We start from the raw sequence: 18,453 nt of genomic DNA on the forward strand, positions 1-18,453 counted from the left end.
TATAATGCAGCATTCACAAAAGAGGATACATGAAAAAGATTTATTTGATAAGACATGCAAAATCAAGCTGGAAAGACGAAACACTCAATGATTTTGAAAGACCACTCAATGGTCGTGGAAAACGTGATGTTGTTTTTATGGGAAAACGTCTTAAAATGTTTGATGTTAAACCTGATGTTATTTATACCAGTCCTGCGAAAAGAGCTTTGAAAACGGCTAAAGAGATTGGTGAAGAGATTGATTGTGACAAAAAGAAGATCAAAAGCGTTGATGCGCTTTATGAAAGTTCTTATGAGCAGTATATAGAGCTTATCCATAACATCGATGATAAATGCTCCTCGGTATTTATCATTGCGCATAACCCAACGATTACCGAAGTAGGGGAACGCCTAAGTGGTGCCATTTTGAGTAATATTCCCACCTGCGCGATTGTTTGCATTAGCTTTGATGTTGAGAGCTTCAAAGAGATTACCGAAGAGAGTGGGCACATCCTCTTTTTTGACTACCCCAAAAAACATCTAAAAGATTAAAGCCTCTTTTTAAAAAATAAAATCAACCCTATCATGGTTACTGCACACGTTGCCATTATCAAGCTTACCAAGCTTGTTCCATAAGGGATTTCATTAAAGGGAAGCCCTTGGCTGTTCATGCCAAAGTAGCCTGCAAGAAAGTGAAGTGGTAGAAAAATGCCTGACAAAATTGTCAAAAGATAGATGGTTTTATTCATGCGCTCGTTATTGCGACTGGTATAGAAGTTATAGAGGTTGTTTAATTTATCCATTGCAAGCAAAGTAGAGCGATTGGTACGGCTTAAGTGTTCATGAATATCTTTAAAGTGGATTGCTAAAAAGTCCTCTTCTTTAAGATACGTTTGTATGAAACTCTCCAAAACTTCTTCACTCAGTGTTAAAAGACGATTGATACGACTGAGATCTTTTTTATTGCCGAGCCAATAGCGCATAAAAGAGCTAAAATAAGCATTTTCATAAAGATTTTCTTCCATCCAATCAATGCTTTCATGCAATGAAACCAGCATTTTCATTGTGATGTTTGTTTTTTCATTTAAAAGTTCATACACTTTTTCCATTGTTTCAAAATCGATGAATTCATGTGTGTTTTTATCGAAGTAATAGCACGACGTATCGTCAAAAACAAACGCATACGAGTCAATTTTAAGCTCTTTATCTTTTGAGGGAAGGGCTAAAATCAAAATATCATAGGTTGCTTCTTCCACGAACATCGAAGGATGGGTAGGATTTTTAAGATCTAAAAGGTGAAAGCGATCAATTTGTTCATATAAGTGTGTCATTGTACATCATCCATCGTGTTAGCTGCAATTTTAAGACGCTCTTTATCAAAGTGAGTATAAATGCGAGAAGTGTTCAAATCTGAGTGTCCAAGGGCTTCTTGTACCAAAATGAGGTCTCTATTTTTTTGATAAAGCAGTGTTGCAAAAGTATGGCGCAACATGTGCGCACCGTTTTTCTCTTTCCTGATTCCTGCACTCATTAAGATTTTATCCATAACATAACTGACATACGCTTGCGTCAATGGCTTTCCTGTTCGACTTTGAAATAAGAGGGCATTCTCGCCATTTCGGTACTCCATCCACTCTTTTAAGTCGTGCTCAATCTGTTCTGTTTTAATCATCGCCGTACGGGGTTTATTGCCTTTTCCACGGATCTGAAAGACGTAATAGTCACCATCTCGAACCATATCTTTTAACCTTAAACCTAAAGCCTCACTGACACGCATTCCTGTGAAGATAATCATCTTGATAAGAAGCCTATTTTTAGCCTGAACATAGGGTTTAAATTCTGTCTCTTCGATGGCTTTAAAAAAGCGTGAAAGCTCCTCTTTGTACATGTGAGCAGGGAGTTTTTCACCCTTCCTTCCACCAAGACCTCCCCAGTTTTTAAGCTCAATGCGAAACTGATGCGAATTGCCTTTGTCATCTTCATTTTGTTTGTCGATGAATTTAAAGAGTGAAACAACTGCCATACGGTAGTTTTTCTTTGTGGCATCGGAGAGTGAGCCAGTTTGTGAGGCTAAAAACTCACTAATGAGCTCCTCATCAATCTCCTTGAGGCTCTCAAGTCCCATAGGAGCGATGTAATAGTAAAATTTTTCCAATGGGTTGATAAAAAGATTGATGCCAATCAGCCCGATATTGCGGGCTTCTTTAGCAAGATTTTTCAGTTCATCCATACTTTTTGAGCCATGATTGAGTGCGCCAATAATGGCGGAGAGTTTGGCATTTTCTTCAACATGGCGATTGGAAAGGGAAGTGAGCTTGGACTTAATAAATTTATCAAGCCAAAAAAGCAAGCTTTGCTCAAAATTCTCCTTTGCATCCACCGCATAGCGCATCTTATTTGGCTCGCTTTGCGTAAAATTCCGCTTTAAAAGAGGCAAAACGTCCCTCTAAAATAGCATGACGCATCTGTTTCATCAAGTTTAGGTAGTAGTGCAAATTGTGAATGGAGGCAAGTCTAAAGTAGGTGAGCTCTTTTGAGCGGAAAAGATGGTGCAAATAACCACGTGAGTAATGTTTACATGTAAAGCACTCACACTCTGGATCTATGGGGTTTTCATCTCTTTGAAACTTCGCATTTTTGATGCTTACTTTACCAAAAGAGGTAAAAAGTGAACCGTTACGAGCATTACGTGTTGGCATAACACAGTCAAACATATCCACGCCACGTTCTACGTTTTCCACCAAATCTTCGGGTGTTCCAACGCCCATCAAATAGCGAGGTTTGTCTTTTGGCATCAAAGGGGTGACAAATTCCACTGTTTCATACATATCAGCATTGGCTTCACCCACACTCAACCCGCCAATGGCAAAACCATCAAAGGGTAGGGCGCAAAGTTCATTAGCACTGATACGACGGAACTCTTTATCGGTTCCACCTTGAATAATCGCAAAAATATTTTGATGAAGACCAATTCCCTCAGACTGCTTTTGCTTATGATACGTAATAGCACGCTGTGCCCAATCGGTTGTACGTTTAATCGAAAGCGCGATGCGCTCTTTGGTGGCGGGCAGAGCTACTAGATCGTCTAGTATCATCATAATGTCAGAATTAAAGTTGTACTGAATATCAAGCACTTTCTCAGGCGTAAAGTAATGAGAAGAACCATCAATATGGCTTTTGAACATAATGCCATTGACATCGGCTTTTGAAATGTCACTTAAGCTAAACGCTTGAAAACCACCGCTATCAGTCAAAAAGCTGTTTGGAAATTTGGTAAAACCATGAAGCCCACCAAAATGTTTAATAACTTCATCATTTGGGCGCAAATAAAGGTGGTAAGTATTACCTAAAATAATTTGGGCTCCAAGCATTTCGCTCATATCAACGGCGTCTAAGCTTTTAACACTTCCCACTGTTCCTACTGGCATAAATACGGGTGTTTGAATGGTACTGTGTGCCGTTTTTATCGTACAAGCACGAGCTAATCCATCGGTTTTATCTATCTGAAATTCCATTTTGGTTACAATATCCTCTTTAGTTTATGGGAGTCGCGTATAATGAAAAAGATTTTAATCATCGCTGATGGCATTCTAGCAAAACAATTTTTAGAAAAGGTTATGGAAACCGAAGCAGGCGAAAATAGTTATACTATCGTTACGTATAAAGAAGAGACTTTACCTAAAAAACGCCCTGAAAATTTTAAATTTTTTGAATTTGATCCAACGAGTTACGAAAAACTTGCTATTGTCCTTAACGAGCAATTTTTTCAAGTCATGATTATTATGTCTAATGAGCTTGATGTCAAGGCTACTTATACCAACATCAGACGGGTTGATGGCAAAGTGCGCATCGTCATTATGGACAGATGGGACTTGCAGATTGAAGATAAACGCCTTTTGATGCTCAACTCTCGTGAAATTCTTGCTTCTCGTTTTACCGACCATCTTCCCAATACGCCTATTGTCGCTCAAAACATAGGACTTGGCATTGGTGAAATTATGGAAGTCTCCGTGCCTGTGGGAAGCTCTTATGCTTACCGCCATCTAGCGTCCATTGAGCAGAGCAAATGGAAAATCGCAGCGGTATACCGCTCCAGCACGCTTATTTTACCGCGTCCTGCGCTGATGCTTCTGCCCAATGATCTTTTGCTCCTTGTGGGTGATCCTAAAGTATTGCAAAGTGTCTTTAAAAGCATTAAGCGTGAGCTAGGTCAGTTTCCTTCTCCTTTTGGTAGCAGTATTTACTGCCTTATCGACATGTTGCGCATGAATGACAAAGAGATCGAAGTATTGATTAACGATGCTCTTTTACTGCACTCAAAACTGAATAGCAACAAGTTACATGTAAAGATTATCAATCCAACGTATTCCAAAATATTGGAAAAAATCAAAAGCTACAGCAACCACCATATTAACGTCATTATCGATTACTTTGAAAGCAATCCACGCAAGGTATTGAAAGAAGATACAGAGAAAATGGACATTGGACTTATTGTGGTTATGAACACCTTTTTTCAAAAAAACAAACGTACCCTCTATAAAACAAAACTCCCGATCTTTAAGATGGGAAAACGTGGTTTTGGAAGCCTCAACCAAGGTGTCGTTTTAAGCAACGATGCCCATGAAATTGAGCAAGAGTCTTCCGTTATCTTTGACGTTGCAACACAACTTTCACTAGAGCTCAAACTTTACTCGTACAATCCTGACCATGAAAATGCTAAAAATAGCCTCATTGAGCATTTTGACAACCTTTCAAAGATTTTTGGACGTGAAGTTGATGTGGTTCAAAGCGATAAAAATCCACTGGTAAAACTTCGAAATAAAGACAATATTTTGCAATTTTTACCGTTTAGTCCAAAAATTTTAGACGCAAATTTTCTTTCAATTTTTTCAACCGATATGGAAAAACTTCACTTTAAGCTTGCCAATAATTATCAGCTATTTATCCCAGTCAATGCATAATTAAGTGCTTTTTGAGTATTATATACAAGACTTCTTTCATAACCCATTGAAAAAAGAGTATCGCATATAGCACATCACTTTTTAAAACTAAAAACATCGCCATAGCTTTGGCTATGACTCAATTTTGAGTTTTAAAAATTAACGCACTCTAAGCAAGAGCTCTTTATCTTTTCAAGGGTTACGAAAGAAGTCTAAACAAAAAAATTTGGATAAATAATGCAAGTGAATGTTGTTTTAAGCGAACCCGCTTCAAAAAATTACAGTGTTTATATTGATACATTAGAAAAACTGCACTTTGACACAAAAGTTTTGATCGTCACCAACACTACGGTGGCAGCTTTACACTTAGAAAATCTCACATCACGCATAGAAGCAAAAGAACTTCATACAGTCATCTTGCCTGATGGTGAAATGTATAAAAATTTTGACAGCCTAAACCTCATTTTAAACGCCTGTTTTGAGCATCGACTTGACCGCAAATCACTTTTGATTGCTTTTGGTGGTGGCGTCGTGGGCGATATGACAGGCTTTGCTGCTTCCATTTACCAACGCGGGATTGATTTTATTCAAATTCCAACAACCCTTTTGGCACAAGTGGATGCCAGTGTCGGTGGAAAGACGGGCATTAACAACAGTTATGGCAAAAATCTCATTGGCTCATTTTGGCAACCTCGCGCGGTTTACTGTGAAAGTAAATTTCTCAAAACATTACCCAAGCGTGAATTTTCAGCAGGCGTTGCTGAGATCATCAAAATGGCAGTCACTTTTGATAAAGCCTTTTTTGAGTGGCTTGAAACGCATGATCTTCACGATGAAAAGAACCTCAAAATCGCCATTCATAAAAGCATCTCCATTAAAGCCGATGTCGTTTCGCAAGATGAAACAGAGAAGGGTATACGCGCCGTTTTAAATTACGGACATACCTTCGCACACGTCATCGAAAACCAAACAAAATACAGCACTTACTTGCACGGTGAAGCTGTAGCCATAGGCATAGTCAAGGCAAATGCTTTGGCTCAAAAATTAGGGCTTTTAAGGAAAGATGAGGCTAAAAGAGTTCAAGCTCTTTTGGAAAAGTATAACCTTCCAACACACTACCATATCGACTCGCTCGAAGCTTTTTACGATGCTTTTTTCTTAGATAAAAAAAGTGCCAATGACAAAATCACTTTTATCTTGGCAAAAGAAATTGGTGGCAATGAAATGCGTAAAGATATTCCAAAAGAGGTCGTTTTGGAAGCTTTAGGAGACGCCAATGTTTAAAAAAATTCTTTGGCTTATCTTTCTTACATGTAATCTTCTTTTAGCAGAAACCAACAGTGCTTCTAAGCTTGAAGATTCTATTAAAACCGATGCGCTTCGCCAAAAAGTTACCACCATTGACGAAACCATTCAAGACAACTTGTGGTACAAGCGTTATGGCAATTATCTCAGCTATCAAAAACTGATTGAAGAGCTCTCTACGGTTGATGCGGAAGTTAAAAAACTTAGAAATGCCAAAGATAAAGTCTCTGTTGAAAAGCGCGAAAGACTCTCAAGCAAACAAGAATCACTTGAGAAACAAATCGAGCTATTGCAAGAGTACAAAAACTCGCCTTTTAGCAAGATGGTTGAGTCAACCGATTTAGAGACATACCCTAAAATTACCAACCCGTTTGGCATTATTTCAGCACTTTCATACATCAAAAAAATCAAACAAGACAGTATGGATTATAAAGCGCGCATTGATCGCTTGGACATTTTAATCAACAAACTAAAAGAAAAACTCTCCTTGCTTGAGGAAATTTATCAGATTGAGCCGATTATGACCAACGAAGATTTGGTCTATGAAGCGCAAAAAGAACTCAACGCTTTTATAGCCGCGCAAGAGGTTGCAAGTACGAGTTACTCTTTACATGTAAAAAAAGTGGAAGAGGCGAGTATTCGCATTACCCAAGATATTACATTGCAAATGAAACGTGCCTTTAATATTGGTATTTTCATTGTCGTTGTTATTGTCATTACGCTTCTGCTCAAATTTGTTGCCAAGCGTTACATCAAAGATAATGAGCGTTTTTACACCGCCAATAAAATCATCAACTTTGCAAACGTCACGCTTATTTTGCTTATTTTACTTTTCTCCTACATCGAAAACGTCTCCTACCTTGTCACGGTTTTAGGATTTGCTTCTGCGGGTATTGCCATTGCGATGAAAGACTGGTTTATGAGCATTCTTGGTTGGATGGTCATCATTTTCGGTGGAAGCTTTCACGTTGGCGATCGCATCAAAGTCAAAAAAGATGGGCTTTCGTACGTGGGTGACATCGTTGACATCTCTTTGCTTCGTATGACCGTCTTTGAAGATATTACATTAACATCGTATGTTGAGAACATTCGTGCAGGACGTATTTTCTTTGTTCCTAATAACCTTATTTTTTCTTCGGTGATTTCCAACTATACCCACGGCACGATGCGTACCGTTTGGGATGGCATAAACATCTATATTACTTTTGAGTCAAACCATAAAAAAGCGGTGCATATTGCCCGTGAAATTACTAAAAAATACTCAAAAGGCTACACAGACATTGCCCGTAAACAACTCAATTTACTTCGCAATCAGTACAGCCTCAAAAATACTAACGTCGAGCCACGTGTCTTCTCGTTTGTTGAGCCACAGGGTTTTTGTATCAGCACATGGTATATGACCAACTCTTACGCAGCACTTACGCTTCGTGGAACGATTGGCTGTGAGATTATCGATGCGTTTAACCAAGAAGATGACATCACCATTGCATACCAAACACACAATATCAACGTGGGCAAGCAACAAAAACCTTCCATGCCATCCGATGAAACAAAGAATTTTGATGAAAAAAGTCTTTTTTAAAACGTTCGGCTGTCGCACCAACATCTACGATACCCAAGTGATGATGGCAAACCTTACAGATTTTGAAGTGACAGAAGATGAAAAAGAGGCTGAGATCATCGTTGTCAACTCCTGCACCGTCACCAATGGAGCCGATACGGGTGTACGAAGCTACATCAACCATGCAACAAAAGAGGGTAAAAAAGTCATTGTTGCGGGGTGTGGCGCGATTAGCAAGGGAGAGAGTCTTTTTAACCAAAAAAAGGTTTTTGGCGTTATGGGACACTCCGAAAAAGCTCACATCAACACACTTTTGAAACAAGAGAGACCTTTTTATGAAATTGGCGATCTTACCTCTTTAGATGAAACAATTGTCCACGAGTACACAGGCAAAACCAAAGCGTTTATCAAGATCCAAGAAGGGTGCAATTTTAGATGTTCTTACTGCATTATTCCCTATGTGAGAGGCAATGCGCGAAGTCAAGACGAGAGCAAGATCATTGAGCAAGTGCAAAAGTTAGCTCTTAATGGCTATGGTGAATTTGTCCTCACAGGCACGAATATCGGAAGTTATGGCAAAGATAAAGGAAGCTCACTGGGTAAACTGGTTCAACAACTAGGCTCCATTAGAGGCGTTAGGCGTATTCGTCTTGGCAGCATTGAGCCTGTTCAGATCGATGAGAGTTTTAGAGAAATTCTAAGCGAGCCATGGCTTGAGCGACATTTACATGTAGCTTTACAACACACCTCTGAGCGCATGTTGGAGTTGATGCGAAGACGCAATAACGTTAAGCGTGATTTAGAGCTTTTTCAAGAACTAAGTGAAAAAGGCTTTGCTTTGGGAACCGACTATATCACAGGGCATCCAGGCGAAAGTGAAGCGATTTGGCAAGAGGCATACAGCACATTAGAGCAGTTTCCACTCACACATCTGCACGCATTTACCTACTCAAAACGTGATGGTACACCCTCAAGTACGATGAAACCAGAGGTAAAAGGCGATGTAGCCAAAGAACGCCTCAAAAGTATAGAAGCGCTTGTAGAGTCGAAAAACATTACTTTTAGACAAAAAAATAATGCAATACCTTTAAATGTCTTAGTCGAAGAGTACAAAGATGACCGCTACATCGGATACGACCAGTTTTTCAATAAAGTCATCATTCAAAGCAAACGCGACCTGCTCAAAGAGTGGGTCAGCATCGAACATTATGAAATAAAACAGGAGGCAAACTATGCGCATTTTTAAATCCCAAAAGCTCATGCTTTCCATCATGGCACTGAGTATTTTTGCTGTATTACTTGCATTTGGGTATTTACGCATAACGCCTAAGATTATTGATCTACCGACCTATCATGCGCTTTTAGAGAGCGGCAGCATCAAAAAAGCCAAAGTCGAAGAAAATGAAGTATGGTTGTATGGTCTTAATGACCAGTTTGTCATCATAAAAGATGGTATAGATATACAAGCCTTACTTAAAAAAGTACCGATAGAGGTGCAAAAATCCAATCCTTTTTTTGAAGACCTCATTATCTTAGGAATGCTAGGAAGCTTGCTCTTTGCACTGCTTGTTTATGCGCGTAGAAAACGAGCTGAAGATGTCAAAAGAGAGCAAGAGACGAACCAAAAAGCTTATGCAAGCTACGATCCTTTTATGAGCAGCATCATACGACCAGTACGTGCCAATGTCAGCTTCAAAGACGTTGCAGGCATCAAAGATGTCAAAGAAGAGCTCGAAGAGATCGTTGATTTTCTCAAAAATCCTGCACGTTACAAACGCTATGGCATTACGCTTCCCAAAGGTGTGCTTTTAGTAGGTCCCCCAGGTGTGGGTAAAACGATGATCGCTAAAGCCGTCGCAGGCGAGGCGAGTGTGCCGTTTTTCTACCAAAGTGGCGCGACCTTTGTGCAGATTTATGTGGGTATGGGCGCAAAGAGGGTTAAAGAGCTTTTCTCGCAAGCTAAAGCCAATGCCCCATCCATTATCTTCATTGACGAGATCGATGCCGTAGGGCGTGCGCGTGGTGGCATGCGTAACGATGAGCGTGAATCGACTCTCAACCAGCTCCTTACTGAAATGGACGGCTTTGAGGACAGCAGTGGCGTTATTGTCATCGCAGCAACCAATAAAATCGACATCATCGATGAAGCGTTGCTTCGTTCTGGTCGTTTTGATAGACGTATATTTATTCCTCTTCCCGATAAAAACGATCGCTTGGAAATTTTGAAAACCTATATGCGCAATAAACCAACCGAAGTCAATTTGGAAGAACTTGCCAACATGAGTGTAGGCTTTAGTGGCGCAGCACTGGCAACCTTTGTCAACGAAGCCGCCATCAATGCGCTTCGCCGAGGTTCTACCATCCTTGAACTCGCTGATTTTGTAGCGGTGCGCCAAAAAGTGTTGATGGGTAAGAAAAAAGTGCTCAGTTTCTCTGATGAAGAGAAGAAAATCCAAGCGCTCTATCAAGCCGCAAAAGCGCTGTGCGCGTACTGGTTTGAGATAGACTTTGATAAAATCAGCATCGTCAATGACCGCCTAAAAGACATAGATCGAGAAATCGAGTCTAAAACACAAATGCTCTCAAAAATCAAAGTGTACCTTGCGGGCATGGTCGCAACCAAACTCGCGTACAATGAAAAATTTACCAACGCCACCGAAGATTTAGAACGCGCTACGACCATTGCCAAAGAGATGGTCGAAGTCTACGGCATGGGCGAAAAACTCATTCCATACGAGAATGATGTGCTCATCATCTTAGAAAATGCACACAAAGAACTTGAGCACTTTTTGGAAGGCATGAACACCGTACTGACCAAAATTTCCGATGAGCTTTACAGTGTAGAGAGCATCTCAAAAGTGCGTTTAAAAGCCATCATCGATGAAGTTCTTTAGTGGATTTTGCCTTGCAAACGAGCAAGAACTCTTCGCTCCCTATCTAAACCAAAGCGATTTTACCGTCGCTGGGTTTAGTTACGGGGCGATCAAAGCTTTTGAATACGCTCTTACATGTAAAGAGCGCATCGACACCCTTCAACTCTTTTCTCCTGCGTTTTTCCAAGACAAAGATGCTAAATTTAAAAAGCTTCAAACCCTCTCTTTTTCCAAAAATAGTGAAGCTTATACACAAAATTTTATGCAAAATATTACATATCCATCTAGCTTTGACATGCAACCTTTTTTCAAACAAGGAAGTTTAGAAGAGCTAAATGAGCTGTTAAACTACACATGGGATGAAATACATTTGCAAGCTCTGAAAGAGCGTGGCGTAGTCATCGAAGTCTATGTAGGCGAGCAAGACACTATCATTGATCCTTTACATGTAAAGGATTTTTTTGTGCCTTATGCGAGTGTTTACTACTTTAAAAGAGTAGGGCATATCTTGAAATGATGCAACCTTTAGATGAAACAGCCGTTTTCAAACGCTTTGAGAAGCCATCTTCTCGTGCCTTTTTTTTTCTGTTCTACACCACCCACTGCGCGCAATGTAAAATCGCCAATGCAAGAATAGAACGCGTCATGCAAAACGGCACATTTGAAGTCGATTTTTTCAAATGTAATCTGGATGAAGCGCCCAAAGTAAGTGAGCATTTTGGCATTCGCTCTGTGCCCGTGTGCATGACCTACAACCAAAAAGGCGAGCAACAAAGGGTCGAATACGCTCTCAAATCTGAAGCGGTTTATGAGAGTATGGTACTGAGTGTGAATACGCGAAAAGGTGATCCAAAATTGCGGTTACTTGGGTTTTAGAGGTTTTATATGTAAAAAAAGGTAAAAGTTTATCTTTGCTTCACTTTTCATTAGATTATTTTATATAGACCAAATGTTCGTTAAATAAATAGTTATATTAAACAGTAGTAGCAAAAAATAAGATAGTTAAATATTATAATAGGAGGTGAATGATGATTGTAGGTAGGAATAAGATATAAATCTTATGTTTAAGACAGTCTTTGTAGATGTATAAGACATCAATATTAAATTTTATTGACATAAATAAGGTACAAAAATTATGATTAAAAATGCAAGTGAAGAGTATTTAAACTCTTGTCGAGAAGCTCTTCAAGAAGAACAAAACAAAAGTCTTTCCAAAACAAATAATTGGGAACATGTTGATAGAGCTAAAGTACATAGTAAATGGGATCTTTTGTATAAAGAAATTGCCCAACATATAGACAATACGAAGCCAGATGATATAAAAATTCAAGAATTGATTGCTAAGCATTATGCTATAGCATGCCAGTTTTATATACCAACAAAAAAAGCTTATATTGCAATGGGTTTATTTTATGAAGATAACCAAGATATGAAAAATTATCATAATGCTTATCATCCTAAAATGGCTGAGTTTTTGGGTAATGCGATGTACTTCTATGCAAAAGCTAATTTATAAAAAAGATAAGCTTTATAAAGCGTTATAAGTGCTTAATATAACGAAATAAAGGAGATAGTCCACTTTAAAAATCTTTAAATAAAGGGAAGAATATAAAAAGTAGCCTGACAATTAAAAGTGACAGGCTACTTTAAATAATTTCTATTTTTCTCCATCCAATTTTTTTACATGTAAAGCTATTCTCTACTTGCTATAATGGTACATTTTAAAAAGTAAGGGCAAATGTGATGTTAGATTATCAAGCGATTCTTGACGAAATTTTGCATGAGATTACGCCTTATTTGGGCGAGGGGAGTGTGGCTTCGTACATTCCAGAGCTTGCACGTGTTGAGCCAAACTCTTTTGCGATGTCGCTTATGTGCGTTGATGGAAGAGAGTTTCATGTAGGCACACACGAAAAACGCTTTTCAATTCAGAGTATTTCCAAGCTTTTTACACTCACTTTAGCGATGCGACTTGCTAATGATTCGCTTTGGGAGCGCATCGGCAAAGAGCCCTCTGGCACATCTTTTAACTCACTCATTCAGCTCGAATACGAAAATGGCATCCCACGAAATCCTTTTATTAACGCAGGTGCCCTTGTTGTCACCGATGTGATTTTAAGTCACCTTCAAGACGCACACCAGAGTGTTTTGGAGCTTATGCGTACACTGAGTGCTAAAGACGACATCAATTTTGATTTTAGTGTCGCAAAATCTGAAGCGCAAACAGGTTTTCGTAACCACGCTATGGCAAATTTTCTCAAAAGCTTTAACAACTTAGACCACGATCCAGCGCGTGTTCTGAACGCTTACTTTCATCACTGTTCCATCGCTATGAGTACGCAAGAGTTAGCCGCATCAGGACTATTTTTAGCCAATGGCGGCAAACAGCTGTGGATAGATGAGCCTATCTTAAATGCACGCCAAACTAAGCGCATCAATGCCTTGATGTTGACATGCGGAACATACGACTCAGTGGGGGATTTTGCTTATCGTGTAGGATTGCCCGCCAAAAGTGGGGTAGGTGGGGGCATTTTAGCCACACTTCCTGGGAAATTTAGCCTTTGTGTCTGGTCACCACGTCTCAATGAAAAAGGAAACTCCTTTGCAGGCACGAAAGCGCTAGAGCTTTTTACAACCAAAACCAAACTCTCTATTTTTTAGGAGCAATCCATGTCCCAACGCTTAGAAATCTCACAACTAGGTTCACCCATCATTCGCACTGTCGCGAAAAAAGTCATAGGTATTCGTTCGCCTGAAATTCAAACGCTGATTGACGATCTGATCTTTACATGTAAAGAGTCTAAAGGTATGGGTATTGCCGCTCCACAAGTTGGATACTCTTTGAGCATTCTCATTATGGCTTCAGCTCCAAATCAACGCTATCCTTTTGCTCCGCTAATGGAGCCAACCGCACTTATCAACCCAAGAGTCATTGATTATTCTGAAGAGCAAGTAAAAGACTGGGAAGGGTGTTTGAGTCTTCCCGGTATCAGGGCGCTTGTACCACGACACACAACGATTGAAGTGATGTACTTGGATAGAGAGGGTAAAGAGCAAACCGTCATCTTTAGAGACTTTCTTGCACGTCTTTTCCAACATGAGTATGACCATCTTATCGGCAAAGTGTTTATCGACAGAGTCGAGAGCACAAAAGATATTATTACGGAAAAAGAGTACCAACGCATCATGAAAGAGAAGGAAGAGATTCAAATACTCTAAGTTAACCTACATTCTTTACATGTAAAGACAACCACGTTTTAGGGCTTACACCATACCACTTCTTAAAAGCCCTTAAAAAGGGGCTTGGTTCAGCATAACCCAGATAGGAAGCAATCGTAGGCGTATCAAGTCCTTTTTGTAAATAATGTACTACTAATTTCTGACGTACTTCGCCTAAGAGCAATACAAAACTACTTCCTTCCTTTTTGAGTTTTTTTTGAAGTGTTCTAGGATGTATGCCCACTTTGTGTGCAACACTTTCTAGTGAGACATCAAGCTCACCTATGGCAATGAGTATGTAGCCTAAGACTTGATCCTTGAGGCTTCCATGCACGCTCATGCCTAAGCTTTGCTCCGCCTCTTTTTCAAAAACACTGAGCAGATAAGGATTGTCATAACTTGTTCTCATCTCCAGTTGTGCTTTGTCGAAGAAAAGGGCGTTTTCAACCTCATCAAAAAGAATCGTCTCGCCAAATATGTTCTGATACGCTTTTACATGTAAAGGTTTCGTGTGCCTAAATGTCGTCTGTTTAGGGAAAATTGGCTGAGGAATAATTTTGTTAATAAGGTGCAAAAGCGCACTTAGATGAATCTCTGCACTATACTTTTCAAGATGTGTTACTTCATTCTCTTTGTGAATGAGTAAACTCAGTTTATAGTTTTCCTTTTCAGTGACAAAGAGAGGTTTGAGTGTTTTACCAATGAGCGGATAGTAGCGACACAGTTTGATAATCGCCTCTTCAACATTACGTGAATGGAGCATCAAATAGCCCAAAATTCCTAAATTATTAGGGCTTACAGCCTCAGCAAACTTAAAAAGGAGACCATCATCACCAGAGATCGTAATGGCTTCTTCGATCAGTTCATTGACATACGATGCTCTCACCTTTACACCTTTAACGTGTAAAGTCTGCATCGTCATATCGCGAGCATTCATAAACGTCGTCGCATCAAACGCATAGTGTTTGGTTAGAAATGAGAGGATAAATAAAAATGCCTCCGCAGGGGCTTGTTTAACTGTGTCTAGTCGCAAAATGTCATACCTTGAGTCGTAAAATGTCACTAAGAATTTCTAGGCAGATTATATACTAACGAGCATTAACCCCGCTTATTAAGGAAGCCAAATGAACACTTACAGCCTAGTACTCGCATTTCACGTTATCTCCATTGCGACATGGATGATAATGCTTGTGTATTTGCCCAAACTCTTTGTCTATCACATTAATGCGCCACATAATGCACAAGTGGTCATTGTACTGCAAGAGAAAAGCCTTTTCAAAGTCGGCACAGTCGCTATGATCTTTTCGATCAAATTTGGGCTCATTTTACTCTACCTCAATCCTCATCTTTTAAACAGTGGTAGCTGGTTACATGTAAAGTTTTTTCTTGTTGCTCTTATGGTGATTTATCACTTTACATGTAAAAAATTCATCATTCAATTATCGAAAAATAGAATAGTACTACAGAACCTTTTGTTTTTTAAAATCTTTAGAATTATTCCCGAGATTACGACTTCGATCATTATTCTTCTTACGATTATCAAGCCACTTTAATGCTAAAAAGAGTGGTATTCAACTTTTAACTTTTTTAGGAAATAGCGGCTTTAGGATGACAATTCTTCTAATAATTTCTCAATAAAAAATGGCTTTTGAATACCATAGCCTTGCCCATAATCGATATTCATTGTTTTAAGTACATCTAAAATCGCCTCATTTTCAACATATTCAGCAACGGTTTTAAGATGAAGAAGTGTTGAAATCTGAGCGATAGACTCCACCATGACTTTATCGATAGGATCTTCTAAAATACTACGAACGAAACTGCCATCAATTTTAAGATAATCCACCCTAAAGTTTTTCAAATAAGCAAACGATGAAAGACCTGTTCCAAAATCATCTAACGAAAACTTACAACCAAGGGCTTTAAAATGGTTAATAAACTGGGTCACGCGCTTAAAATTGGACATCGCTGATGTCTCGGTAATCTCAAAAATAATCTTATGCCCATCGGTATGGTACTTATCAAAAAGCGCTTCAACGTGCCCTTCAAAATCGTCTTTCATCAAGGACTGCCCTGAAAGATTGATCGCAAAAGTGATGGAGGCGAGCGTTTTATTGTCACGCAACAATCTAAACAATGTCTCAATGACCCACAAGTCAATTTTAGGCATCAAAGAGTAGCGCGCTGCTGAGGGCAAGAACGAGTCAGGGTAAAAAACATCTCCCTCATCATTTTTCATTCGAATCAATACTTCATAATGATCGTCCTCACCTTTTAAACTTTGAATCTTTTGTATGTAGAGCACAAATAAATTGTGATTGATCGCATCGTATATCTTTGAAATCCAGTCCATTTCATGGTGCAAACGCACAAACGATTCGCTTTTGGCATCCATAATGTGAAGATTGTTGACACCATTTTCTTTGGCAATGTAACACGCCGTATCTGAAAGGCTCAAAAGCTCTAATGCCGTACCAATCAAGCCATCAATCATCACAATACCAATGCTCACACCAACTTTATAGCGTTTATTTGTCCATGTAAAGTTAAATTTTTCGACATTAATGATAATTTCCCGTGCTTTGATTTGCGCACAGGCAAGATCACAATTGCGTAGAACAATGCCAAATTCATCCCCGCCAAACCTTGCTAATAAATCATTTTCCCCGATACTCGACTCAAACAAAGAAGCAATCTGTTGCAACAAGGTATCACCTGCTAAATGCCCAACACTGTCATTGATCACTTTGAATTTATCCAAATCTAAAAAGAGAAGGGCATGCGTTGTCCCTTTTTCACGTACTTCGTTAATACTCTCTTCGATTTTTTGCTCGAACATTCTGCGATTGAAAAGCCCAGTGAGGCTATCATGTTGCGCGAGCCATTTGGTTTTCATCTCACGCTCAAGCAACTCTGCTATATAAGATTTTATGGAGGTTATCATGACACGAAACGCTCTAGAGACTTTAGCAACTTCATCATTACCTTCAACGACAGGCAGAGTAATATCAAACTTTTGATCGGCTATGCTGGAGGCAACATCGGCTATTTCATTGAGATTTTCCGTTGTTGAGCGAATGGAAAACCATGCAAACAGTGCGCCTGTAAAAATGGCAAGAAAAATATAAAAAAGCCCCTTGTTCGTAATGACAGACAACTCATCTTCAAGGCTTTGACTGTTTAAAATGATACGTGCATAGCCAATCGTTGTATTCTTTACTTTGATACAATGCGCAGAGTCTATCAATGTTGTATGTCTGATTTGCGCGGTATCGTCTTGAGTGCTATTATTTGCCATTTCAAGCAATTTAACACTTTTATCATCATCTAATGTTTGATTGAAATAACTTTTATCGGTACTGGCTTTAACTTTTCCACGTGCATCAAGCAAAAATACCATGTAGATATTTTTGTTTTCGCGAAAACTATGCAACAGTTCATCAAGGGCAATAAGATCGTTGTTGAGCAGAGGTGTTGCAGCATTAATGGCAAGAAGCGTTGCAAACTCCCTACCTTGATTTTCAAGCTGTTTTTCCATAAATTCCGACTGTCTTTCCACGAGATCATAGACAACAAAACCCATAAGGACAGCATGAATCAAAATGACATTGGTAATGAGTTTATGCTTGATAGAACCATAAAAGAAGTGAACGATTTTTTTTATAATATTCATTTAGGAAGTCCTATCTCTTTATCGTATTGCTCTAAAAATTGTACGACTTTATCGTATGTTTCATTACTGGCTAATTCAAATCCAGAAAAACCAGCGTCGTGAAGTAGTTTTTTCCCCTCGTTATGCGTATCAAGTGTAGCAAGTAAAATAGCTATGCGTTCGGCTAAAAAGAGAGGAACTCGTTCATGCACAATAAAACCATTATTGACAAGTATTTCAGTTTCCCATACGACTTCCATCTCTTGGGCTTTTTGAGCGTTTTGTTTACACCAATCCTCATACGAAGTAGGCCAAGTCGCTCCTACTATGGTGTCACCACTATACGCATTCATAATAGATGAAAATTGCGAGCCCACATAAACTTTTTTAATATCTTTATCAATATCTAAACCATGTGTTTTTAAAAAATAAAGCGGCATCATGGCAGCGGCGAGGGCAGTTGGAGCTGGAAAGCTTATTTTTTGATTTTTAAGTTGTTCAAACGTACGCAAATGCGAACTTTTACGGGCTACAAAAATACCTTTAAATGCAGAATCTGGCTTCATTTTAGCAATGACATGGTATCCATAATTAAAACTTGTAACTGTTTGATAGGGATTGGGAAGCGAAAAGTCAAAGACGCGTGCTTGAAGCTTTTGATTGTACTGTGCATAATTTTCGGAAGTTTCTAAAACAAAAAGTGTATTGGGAATATTTTTTTCTAAATAATCCAAAATAGGGCGATAGGAAAGAAACATTTGCTGGGTATTGATATAAGGATGTATTCCAACAATATAAATATTAGAGGCGATCTCTTTTGATGTTGGTCGATACAATGCTTCTTTAGCAAAAATTTCGCATTTTGAAAAAAGCAATATGACGCTTAAAAAAGCGTAAAGAACTGTTTTCACATTCATCCTTGTAT

18 protein-coding genes are annotated in these 18,453 nt (G+C 39.0%); 12 read left to right on the forward strand and 6 right to left on the reverse strand.

Annotated elements, in window-relative coordinates; all coding sequences use genetic code 11:
* The first annotated feature begins 29 nt into the window (after nt 1-29).
* Nucleotides 30-530: a SixA phosphatase family protein gene (locus tag N0B29_RS06770; protein ID WP_263832942.1), complete on the forward strand. Its 501-nt coding sequence runs from the start codon at nt 30-32 to the stop codon at nt 528-530.
* Here the strand turns inward: N0B29_RS06770 and N0B29_RS06775 are convergent.
* Genes N0B29_RS06775 through tgt form a run of 3 tightly spaced genes read right to left on the reverse strand, consistent with a single transcriptional unit; the run spans nt 527 to nt 3,493 of the window.
* On the reverse strand, nt 527-1,309 hold the full coding sequence (locus tag N0B29_RS06775; RefSeq protein WP_263832943.1) for a magnesium transporter CorA family protein: 783 nt from the start codon (nt 1,307-1,309) through the stop codon (nt 527-529). The two genes, N0B29_RS06770 and N0B29_RS06775, sit on opposite strands and share 4 nt — an antisense overlap.
* Nucleotides 1,306-2,370, reverse strand: a complete 1,065-nt coding sequence (locus N0B29_RS06780) for a tyrosine-type recombinase/integrase (RefSeq protein WP_263832944.1) — start codon at nt 2,368-2,370, stop codon at nt 1,306-1,308. The genes N0B29_RS06775 and N0B29_RS06780 overlap by 4 nt, the downstream gene beginning before the upstream one ends.
* Before the next feature lies 1 nt (nt 2,371).
* On the reverse strand, nt 2,372-3,493 hold the full coding sequence (tgt, locus tag N0B29_RS06785; protein WP_263832945.1) for a tRNA guanosine(34) transglycosylase Tgt: 1,122 nt from the start codon (nt 3,491-3,493) through the stop codon (nt 2,372-2,374).
* A 42-nt stretch (nt 3,494-3,535) separates the two neighbouring features.
* Here tgt and N0B29_RS06790 point away from each other — a divergent pair, with 42 nt between their 5' ends.
* The 10 genes from N0B29_RS06790 (at nt 3,536) to def (ending at nt 13,876) form a co-directional block, all read left to right on the forward strand.
* The gene (locus N0B29_RS06790; RefSeq protein ID WP_263832946.1) at nt 3,536-4,939 is read left to right on the forward strand and encodes a COG3400 family protein; all 1,404 of its coding nucleotides are present in this window, start codon (nt 3,536-3,538) and stop codon (nt 4,937-4,939) included.
* 216 nt (nt 4,940-5,155) lie between these two features.
* Complete coding sequence (gene aroB / locus N0B29_RS06795; protein ID WP_263832947.1) at nt 5,156-6,202, forward strand: 3-dehydroquinate synthase; 1,047 nt, start codon at nt 5,156-5,158, stop codon at nt 6,200-6,202.
* Entirely contained in the window at nt 6,195-7,805 is a 1,611-nt protein-coding gene (locus N0B29_RS06800) for a mechanosensitive ion channel domain-containing protein (protein WP_263832948.1), read from the forward strand. The genes aroB and N0B29_RS06800 overlap by 8 nt, the downstream gene beginning before the upstream one ends.
* Nucleotides 7,786-9,030: a tRNA (N(6)-L-threonylcarbamoyladenosine(37)-C(2))-methylthiotransferase MtaB gene (gene mtaB / locus N0B29_RS06805; protein ID WP_263832949.1), complete on the forward strand. Its 1,245-nt coding sequence runs from the start codon at nt 7,786-7,788 to the stop codon at nt 9,028-9,030. Before N0B29_RS06800 ends, mtaB begins: the two co-directional genes overlap by 20 nt.
* Entirely contained in the window at nt 9,017-10,678 is a 1,662-nt protein-coding gene (locus N0B29_RS06810) for an AAA family ATPase (protein WP_263832950.1), read from the forward strand. The genes mtaB and N0B29_RS06810 overlap by 14 nt, the downstream gene beginning before the upstream one ends.
* The gene (gene bioV, locus N0B29_RS06815) at nt 10,665-11,174 is read left to right on the forward strand and encodes a pimelyl-ACP methyl ester esterase BioV (RefSeq protein WP_263832951.1); all 510 of its coding nucleotides are present in this window, start codon (nt 10,665-10,667) and stop codon (nt 11,172-11,174) included. Before N0B29_RS06810 ends, bioV begins: the two co-directional genes overlap by 14 nt.
* Nucleotides 11,171-11,533, forward strand: coding sequence for a thioredoxin family protein (locus N0B29_RS06820; protein ID WP_263832952.1), 363 nt, complete (start codon nt 11,171-11,173; stop codon nt 11,531-11,533). Before bioV ends, N0B29_RS06820 begins: the two co-directional genes overlap by 4 nt.
* 259 nt (nt 11,534-11,792) lie before the next feature.
* Nucleotides 11,793-12,173 carry a TipAS antibiotic-recognition domain-containing protein gene (locus N0B29_RS06825; RefSeq protein ID WP_263832953.1) on the forward strand — a complete coding sequence of 127 codons (381 nt, stop codon included), beginning with the start codon at nt 11,793-11,795 and terminating at the stop codon, nt 12,171-12,173.
* 227 nt (nt 12,174-12,400) lie between these two features.
* Complete coding sequence (locus N0B29_RS06830) at nt 12,401-13,318, forward strand: glutaminase (RefSeq protein WP_263832954.1); 918 nt, start codon at nt 12,401-12,403, stop codon at nt 13,316-13,318.
* 9 nt (nt 13,319-13,327) lie between these two features.
* Nucleotides 13,328-13,876 (forward strand): peptide deformylase, encoded by a 549-nt coding sequence (gene def / locus N0B29_RS06835; protein ID WP_263832955.1) that lies wholly within the window; start codon nt 13,328-13,330, stop codon nt 13,874-13,876.
* A 1-nt stretch (nt 13,877) separates the two neighbouring features.
* Here def and N0B29_RS06840 read toward each other — a convergent pair whose 3' ends face one another.
* Nucleotides 13,878-14,909, reverse strand: a complete 1,032-nt coding sequence (locus N0B29_RS06840; RefSeq protein WP_263832956.1) for an AraC family transcriptional regulator — start codon at nt 14,907-14,909, stop codon at nt 13,878-13,880.
* A 91-nt stretch (nt 14,910-15,000) separates the two neighbouring features.
* Between N0B29_RS06840 and N0B29_RS06845 the strand changes: the two genes are divergently transcribed.
* Nucleotides 15,001-15,429, forward strand: coding sequence for a CopD family protein (locus N0B29_RS06845; RefSeq protein ID WP_263832957.1), 429 nt, complete (start codon nt 15,001-15,003; stop codon nt 15,427-15,429).
* 50 nt (nt 15,430-15,479) lie between these two features.
* On the opposite strand, the gene N0B29_RS06850 is transcribed toward N0B29_RS06845, so the two are convergent.
* Together N0B29_RS06850 and N0B29_RS06855 are read right to left on the reverse strand one after the other, a co-directional pair.
* A complete protein-coding gene (locus N0B29_RS06850) occupies nt 15,480-17,549 on the reverse strand; it encodes a bifunctional diguanylate cyclase/phosphodiesterase (RefSeq protein ID WP_263832958.1) in 2,070 nt (689 codons plus the stop codon).
* Nucleotides 17,546-18,439, reverse strand: a complete 894-nt coding sequence (locus N0B29_RS06855; protein ID WP_263832959.1) for a phosphate/phosphite/phosphonate ABC transporter substrate-binding protein — start codon at nt 18,437-18,439, stop codon at nt 17,546-17,548. The genes N0B29_RS06850 and N0B29_RS06855 overlap by 4 nt, the downstream gene beginning before the upstream one ends.
* Between the last annotated feature and the right edge of the window lie 14 nt (nt 18,440-18,453).

The sequence above is a fragment of the Sulfurospirillum oryzae genome, assembly GCF_025770725.1.
In the GTDB taxonomy this organism is placed as follows: domain Bacteria; phylum Campylobacterota; class Campylobacteria; order Campylobacterales; family Sulfurospirillaceae; genus Sulfurospirillum; species Sulfurospirillum oryzae.